Genomic DNA, 337 nt, shown 5'->3' with positions numbered 1-337 from the left:
GATACACAGGTCAGCTCCTGAATATGAATCGTAGTGAAGCGATCCTCCTGTACAACCCGCTCAGATACCAGAATGGAATCCTCGACCCAGTCCGTGATAACGACAGAAAGTGTCCTGATCTGCTTCTAACAAGGCTCTCAGGCCATCAAATCCGGCCAGCAGGTCACGAGCCAGATCAATAGCACTTTTACCGGAAACACCGATACGCAGAAAAATAGCCAGCAGCTCGGCATCACTCAGTGTATGAGCCCCCTGCCGTAATAGTTTTTCCCTGGGCTGATCATGTTCCGGCCAGTGTTTAAGACTCATCACATCCTCCTTAATCATGGTTGCCATC

General features: G+C 49.9%; 1 pseudogene. It reads right to left on the bottom strand.

The window, feature by feature from the left end:
- Positions 1-84: 84 nt before the first annotated feature.
- Positions 85-309, bottom strand: a pseudogene (locus tag H4O21_RS24880) (UPF0758 domain-containing protein); the annotation flags it as partial.
- Positions 310-337 lie beyond the last annotated feature (28 nt).

Source organism: Oceanospirillum sediminis (assembly GCF_014164585.1).
Taxonomy (GTDB): Bacteria; Pseudomonadota; Gammaproteobacteria; order Pseudomonadales; family Halomonadaceae; genus Oceanospirillum; species Oceanospirillum sediminis.
The sequence above is the reverse complement of the archived record's forward strand: the minus strand, read 5'-3'. Positions and strand labels throughout refer to the sequence as shown.